Raw genomic sequence first — 6,516 nt, 5'->3', positions numbered from 1 at the left:
AAATGATCGAGCGCGTCGCCGAGCGCGCCGGCGACGGCATGGAAGTCACGCACGCCGGTCGCTACGACTACCGCATCGTGCGCCGCGACCGCGGCCATGTGCCCGGGCTGCTCGGCGCGCAACCCAACCCGCTGCGCACCGCGCTCGAGGCGCTCGGCCTGTCGGGCCTGTCCAGCGACCAGAAATTCATTCCCGAGTCCTATCTCACCGCCAGCCGCGAGCGCCGGCTCGACCTGCTGCGCGGCCTGCTCGACACCGATGGCTGGGTCGAGCGCTGGGGCAGCGTGCGCCTCTCGACCGCGAGCCGGCGCCTGGCCGACGACGTGGCTGCGCTGGTCCGCTCGCTCGGCGGCTGGTGCTCGATCAGCCAGAAGGCGCCGCATTTCACCAACGTTGCCGGGATGCGCGTGCCGGGCCTGCCGGCCTACGTGTGCCACATCTCGCACCCTGAACCGCGCTCGCTGTTCCTGCTGTCGGACAAGCAGGCCCGCACGCCCGAGCGCTGGCAGCGCCAGAAGCGGCTGACGCTCAGCGCGATCGAGCCGTCGCGCCGCGCGCCGTGCCAGTGCATCTCGGTGTCGCATCCGCAGCGGCTGTACATCACCGACGAAGATGTCGTCACGCACAACACCGCCTTCGCATTGAACATCGCCGAGAACGTCGCGGTGCACGAGGGCCTGCCGGTCGTCGTGTTCTCGATGGAAATGGGCGCGGCGCAGCTCGCATTGCGGATGGTCGGCTCGCTCGGCCGCATCGACCAGAGCAACCTGCGCACCGGCAAGCTGCGCGACGACGAATGGGGCCGGCTGTCCGAGGCGGTCGAGAAGCTCGGCAAGGCTGCGGTCTTCATCGACGAAGGCTCTGCGCTGTCGCCGAGCGAGCTGCGCGCCCGTGCGCGCCGCCAGGCGCGGCAGTGCGGCCAGCTCGGACTGATCGTCGTCGACTACCTGCAGCTGATGAGCGGCAGCGGCGGCGGCAGCGAGGAAAACCGCGCCACCGTGATCGGCGAGATCTCGCGCGGCCTGAAGTCGCTGGCCAAGGAACTGAAGTGCCCGGTGATCGCGCTGTCGCAGCTGAACCGAAGCGTCGAGACTCGTACCGACAAGCGCCCGATGATGAGCGATCTTCGTGAATCGGGAGCGATCGAGCAGGATGCAGACGTCATCATGTTCATCTACCGCGACGACTACTACACCAAGGACGAGAGCAAGGACCCGGGTGTCGCCGAGATCATCATCGGCAAGCAGCGGAACGGCCCGACCGGCACGGTGCGGCTCGCGTTCCTGAAGCCGCTCACGAAGTTCGAGAACCTCGCGCCCGGCAGCGACCGGGGCGGGGGCGGCGACATGTACTGACGCGCGGGGCGCCAGCGCACACGGTCAGTATCCCCGTCCTTCATCCACCTGGTTCAGCAGCGGCTCGCCGCGCATCGCGCGCCGCACGTTCTCGGCGAGCTGCGGTGCCGCGGTGGCGGCCGTCGTGATGCCGCCGACGTGCGGCGTCACGAGGATGCCCGGGTGGCGCCAGAACGGATGGCCCGCGGGCAGCGGCTCCACCGTCGCCACGTCGATCGTCGCGGCTTCGAGCCGGCGGCTCGCGAGCGCCGCCAGCAGGTCGTCTTCCACCAGGTGCCCGCCGCGGCCCATGTTGATCACGAACGAGCCGGGCCGCATCTGCGAGAACAGCGCGCCCGACAGGATGCCGTGCGTCTCGTCGGTCAACGGCAGCAGGTTGACGAGGATGTCGGTGGCGCCGGCGAGTTGCGCAAGCCCGGCGGCACCGGCATGGGTGCGCACGCCGGCCAGTTCGCGCGGCGACCGGCTCCAGCCGTGCACCGTGAACCCTTCGGCCGCGAGCGCCGCGGCCACCGCGCTGCCGAGCTCGCCGAGCCCGAGCACGCCCACCGCCGATTGCGCATTCAACCGCGGGTGCTCGAAGCGCCACAGCGCCGCCTGCGAATCGCGCTCGTAGCGGTGGAAGCGCCGGTGGTAGCGCAGCACCGCGGCCTTCGCATAGCCGACGATGTGCTGCGCGAGCGAGCTGTCGACCGATCGCGCGAGCGGTACGCCCGGAGGCATGCGCGTGCGGTCGAACTGGTTCACGCCGGCCGACAGCGACAGCACCGCGCGCAGGTTCGAGAACGCGCGCAGGCCCTCGGGCGGCAGGTTGTACATCAGGCCGATGTCGATCTCGTGCGGCGCCGCGCAGCCGGGCCCGACGATGAAGTCGAAGGCGTCGTCGCCGAGTTGCCCGGCCAGTGCGTCGCGCCACATCGCGGGCGGATCGATGCGGCTGAAATAGTAGATGCGGGGGCGTGCTGCATTCATCGTGGCGCCGATGATAGGCAGCCGGGCCGCGGCGGCCGGCAATAAAACTAAGGCCGCCCGTTGAGTTTTTCGATCGGCTGCCGCGCCGCACGGCTCCTATGATCCGGGATCCCTGGCTGCCGGCATCCCGTCGTGACCCCTCCGCAAGCTCCCGCCGCCCCGCGTTTCAACCAGCCGCTGGGCGGTGACGCGGTGCCGCGCTTCGCCGGCATCGCGACGATGATGCGGCTGCCGCACCAGCCGACCGCCGAGGGGCTCGACGCCTGCTTCGTCGGCGTGCCGTTCGACCTGGGCACCTCCAACCGCTCCGGTGCGCGCTTCGGCCCGCGCCAGGTGCGCAGCGAGTCGGTGCTGCTGCGGCCCTACAACATGGCCACGCGCGCCGCGCCCTTCGATTCGCTGCAGGTCGCCGACATCGGCGACGTGGCGACCAACCCGTACAACATCGTCGATTCGATCGACCGCATCGAGGCGGCCTACGACCGCATCATCGCCGGCGGCTGCCGCCCGATCACGATCGGCGGCGACCACACGATCGCCTGGCCGATCCTGCGCGCGATGCGCAAGCGCTACGGCCCGGTCGGCGTCGTGCACGTCGACGCGCATGCCGACGTCAACGACACGATGGGCGGCGAGAAGATCGCGCACGGCACGCCGTTTCGCCGCGCCGTCGAAGAGGGCCTGCTCGACTGCCAGCGCGTGGTGCAGATCGGCCTGCGCGGCACCGGCTACCACGCCGACGATTTCGACTGGTGCCGCGCGCAGGGCTTTCGCGTGGTGCAGGCCGAGGAGTGCTGGCACCGCAGCCTGCTGCCGCTGATGAAGGAGGTGGTCGAGYGCGTCGGCGGGGGGCCCGTCTACCTCAGCTTCGACATCGACGGCCTCGACCCGTCGTTCGCGCCCGGCACCGGCACGCCGGAGATCGGCGGGCTCAGCGTGCAGCAGGGGCTGGAGATCATCCGCAGCCTGCGCGGGCTCGACCTCGTCGGCGCCGACCTGGTGGAGATCTCGCCGCCGTACGACCCGCAGGGCACGACCGCGCTGGTCGGTGCGAACCTCGCGTACGAGATGCTGTGCGTGCTGCCCGGCGTTCAGTACCGGGCCTGATCGTCACTTCGGACGTCACCCCGGCGCCGAGCCGGCGTGCACCTTCCCCAGCACCCAGTCGGTGAACCCCGCCACCAGCGGGCTCTCGCAGACCTCGTGGCGGCACACCATGTAGTACGCATGCCGGGCCGGCACACTCTGCTCGAACAGCCGCACCAGCCGGCCCTCGGCGAGGTCGTCGCCGACCAGCAGGCTGTCGCCGAGCGCGACGCCCTGGCCGTGCAGTGCCGCCTCGATCGCGATGTGCGCATTGCCCATCTCGGTCATCCGGAAGCCGTCGGTGCGCGCACCGGCCGCGAGCAGCCAGCGCGTCCATTCGGCGCCGCCGTCCTCGCACAGCAGCAGGTGGTGGCGCAGGTCGTCCAGCGTGCGCACGCCCTGCGGTCCGTTGATCAGCGCCGGGCTGCAGACGGGGTAGATCGTCACCGGGCTCAGCAGCCGCACCTGCCGGTCGGGCCAGATGCCGGTGCCATAGCGGATGCAGACATCGACCGACGGCGCATACACCTCCTTGTCGTCGTTCGACGCGACCAGCCGCAGGTGCACGTCGGGGTGCGCGGTGAGGAACTCGCCGATGTGGCGCGTCAGCAGCCGCGAGCTCAGGCCGACCGGCGCCGAGACGACGAGGTCGCCGACCATCACCGCGTCGCCGAGCCGCGCGGCGGCCGATGCGATCGACTGGAACGCCGAGCGCACCGACGGCAGCAGCGCCTCGCCGTGCGTCGTCAGCTTGAGCCGGGTCTTGTTGCGCGTGAAGAGCTGCACGCCGAGAGCGTCCTCGAGCGTGCGCAGCTGGTGGCTCACCGCGCTCGGCGTGACGCTCAGTTCGTCGGCCGCCTTCACGACGGTGAGGTGGCGCGCGGTCGCATCGAAGGCGCGCAGCGCATTGAGCGGCGGCAGCCGGCTGCGCGGCGTCAGGCGCTTGGCGGCATCGTGCAGCGAGGGAAGGTCGGGCGTCTTGGGCATGAGGGGAGGAATTGCTTGCAAGGTTCAGGCCACGGCCGGTGTTTCGCAGCCACGGCGCGGCCTGCGACAGGCTGAGTTTTTTTGCGCCCGCCGCGGTTCTTAATCTCGGTGTTCAGCGCGCGCCGTCGTCACTAGCATCCCGCCATTCTTTCGGAGGCCCTTGCGGGGTGACACGGCATGGAAGCAGGTTCGGCGGCGGCGACGCAGCGGTTGTGGGGCGCACGGTTCAAGTCGGAGCCGTCGGCGGCGCTGAAGGCCTTGTCGCGTTCCGACCCGAGCTTCTTCCGCCTCGTGCCCTACGACCTGGCCGGCTCGCGCGCCCATGCCCGCGAGCTGCAGCGGGCCGGCATCCTGCAGGCCGCCGAACTCGATGCGCTGATGGACGCGATCGACGCGATCGGGCGCGAGTTCGCCGCCGGCGCATTGCACCCGTCGCCGGCCGATGAAGACGTGCACACCTTCCTCGAGCGCGTGCTGACCGAGCGCCTGGGTGCCATCGGCGGCAAGCTGCGTGCCGGCCGCTCGCGCAACGACCAGGCCGCCAACGACCTGAAGCTGTACCTGCGCGACCGGGCGCGCTCGATCGCCGCCGCGGTGCTCGAGCTGCAGGCCGCGCTGTTGCAGCAGGCCGAGGCCCACGTCACGACGCTGTCGACCGGCTTCACGCACCTGCAGCCGGCGCAGCCGATCGTGTTCGCGCATCACCTGCTGGCGCATGCGCAGGCGATCGGCCGCAACGTCGACCGGCTGGTCGACTGGGATCGCCGCAGCGCCCGCTCGCCGCTCGGCGCCGCGGCGCTCGCCGGTTCGGCCCTGTGCCGCTCGCCCGAGCTGTCGGCGGCGGAGCTCGGCTACGACGCGCCGTGCGAGAACTCGATCGATGCGGTCGCGGCGCGCGACCACGTGTGCGAGTTCCTGTTCATCACCGGCATGCTGGCGGTGGAGTTGTCGCGCCTGTCGGAGGAGGTGGTGCTGTGGTCGTCGCGCCAGTTCCGCTGGGTGGTGCTCGACGACGCGTACTGCACCGGCAGTTCGATCATGCCGCAGAAGAAGAACCCCGACATCGCCGAGCTGAGCCGCGGCAAGGCCGGCCGCCTGATCGGCAACCTCACCGGGATGATGGCGGCGCTGAAGTCGCTGCCGCTCGCCTACAACCGCGACCTGGCCGAGGACAAGGGCGCGGCCTTCGACAGCGTCGACACGCTCGCGCTGGTGCTGCCGGCGATGGCCGGGATGATCCGCACGATGCGCGTCGACGCCGACGAGCTGCGCCGCCAGGCGCCGCTCGGCTTCACGCTCGCGACCGAGGTGGCCGACCGGCTCGCGCTGCGCGGCGTGCCGTTCAGCGAGGCGCACGAGATCACCGGCGCGCTCGTGAAGGCCTGCGAGGCGCAGGGCATCGAGCTGGGCGAGGCCCCGGCGGCGCTGCTGGCCGAGGTCGACCCGCGGCTCACCGCCGACCTGCGGCCGCACCTGACGCTGGAAGCCGCCGTCGCCGCGCGCACCGGGCACGGCGGCACCGCACCAGCCCGCGTGCACGAGCAGATCGGCCGCTTGAAGCTGCAACTGGCCGCGCAGGCGCTGTGGTGCGCCGACTACCGGGGGCCGCGATGCTGAGCGCCGGGCCCGTGCGCGCGCAGGACGACTTCGGCAGCATCTCGCACCTGACCCAGGTGCCGCGCCGCTACTGGGGCCGCTACCTCGCGACGGCGCTGATCCTCGCGGTGCTGCTGTTCATCGCGAACGCGTTCGCGCACGGCAAGATCGAATGGTCGTACGTCGCGCGGTTCCTGACCGCGCGCTCGATCCTCGAGGGGCTGCTGAACACCGTCGTGATGAGCGTGCTCGCGATGGCGCTGGGCATCGTGCTCGGTGTCGTGACCGCGGTGATGCGGCTGTCGGCGAACCCGGTGCTCAGCAGCGTCGCGCGCGGCTACACGTGGCTGTTCCGCGGCACGCCGGTGATCCTGCAGCTGCTGCTGTGGTTCAACCTGGCGCTGGTGTTCCCGACCCTCGGCCTGCCCGGGGTGTGGGAGCTGCGCACCGTCGACGTGATGACGCCGTTCCTCGCCGCGCTGCTCGGCCTGGGCATCAACCAGGGCGCCTACACCAGCGA

At 71.1% G+C, this 6,516-nt stretch carries 6 protein-coding genes; 4 read left to right on the top strand and 2 right to left on the bottom strand.

Annotated elements, in window-relative coordinates:
* Window positions 1–1,355 (top strand): replicative DNA helicase (locus AC1D1T_RS28900; protein WP_477992979.1); only part of this gene is annotated, 1,355 nt, incomplete at its 5' end.
* A 24-nt stretch (window positions 1,356–1,379) separates the two neighbouring features.
* On the opposite strand, the gene AC1D1T_RS28895 is transcribed toward AC1D1T_RS28900, so the two are convergent.
* Entirely contained in the window at window positions 1,380–2,327 is a 948-nt protein-coding gene (locus AC1D1T_RS28895) for a 2-hydroxyacid dehydrogenase (protein ID WP_477827871.1), read from the bottom strand.
* 132 nt (window positions 2,328–2,459) lie between these two features.
* Here AC1D1T_RS28895 and speB point away from each other — a divergent pair, with 132 nt between their 5' ends.
* The gene (speB, locus tag AC1D1T_RS28890) at window positions 2,460–3,434 is read left to right on the top strand and encodes an agmatinase (protein WP_477992978.1); all 975 of its coding nucleotides are present in this window, start codon (window positions 2,460–2,462) and stop codon (window positions 3,432–3,434) included.
* Window positions 3,435–3,449: 15 nt separating this feature from the next.
* Here speB and gcvA read toward each other — a convergent pair whose 3' ends face one another.
* Complete coding sequence (gene gcvA / locus AC1D1T_RS28885) at window positions 3,450–4,400, bottom strand: transcriptional regulator GcvA (RefSeq protein WP_477827869.1); 951 nt, start codon at window positions 4,398–4,400, stop codon at window positions 3,450–3,452.
* A 177-nt stretch (window positions 4,401–4,577) separates the two neighbouring features.
* Between gcvA and argH the strand changes: the two genes are divergently transcribed.
* Both argH and AC1D1T_RS28875 read left to right on the top strand, forming a co-directional pair.
* Entirely contained in the window at window positions 4,578–6,017 is a 1,440-nt protein-coding gene (gene argH / locus AC1D1T_RS28880; protein WP_465112336.1) for an argininosuccinate lyase, read from the top strand.
* The coding region (locus AC1D1T_RS28875) for an ABC transporter permease subunit (RefSeq protein ID WP_477992977.1) at window positions 6,011–6,516 on the top strand (506 nt) is incomplete at its 3' end. The genes argH and AC1D1T_RS28875, both read left to right, overlap by 7 nt.

This window comes from Rhizobacter sp. P2_H3, assembly GCF_056403355.1.
Note: the sequence above shows the minus strand (reverse complement) of the source record. Positions and strands in the feature narration are given on the sequence as shown.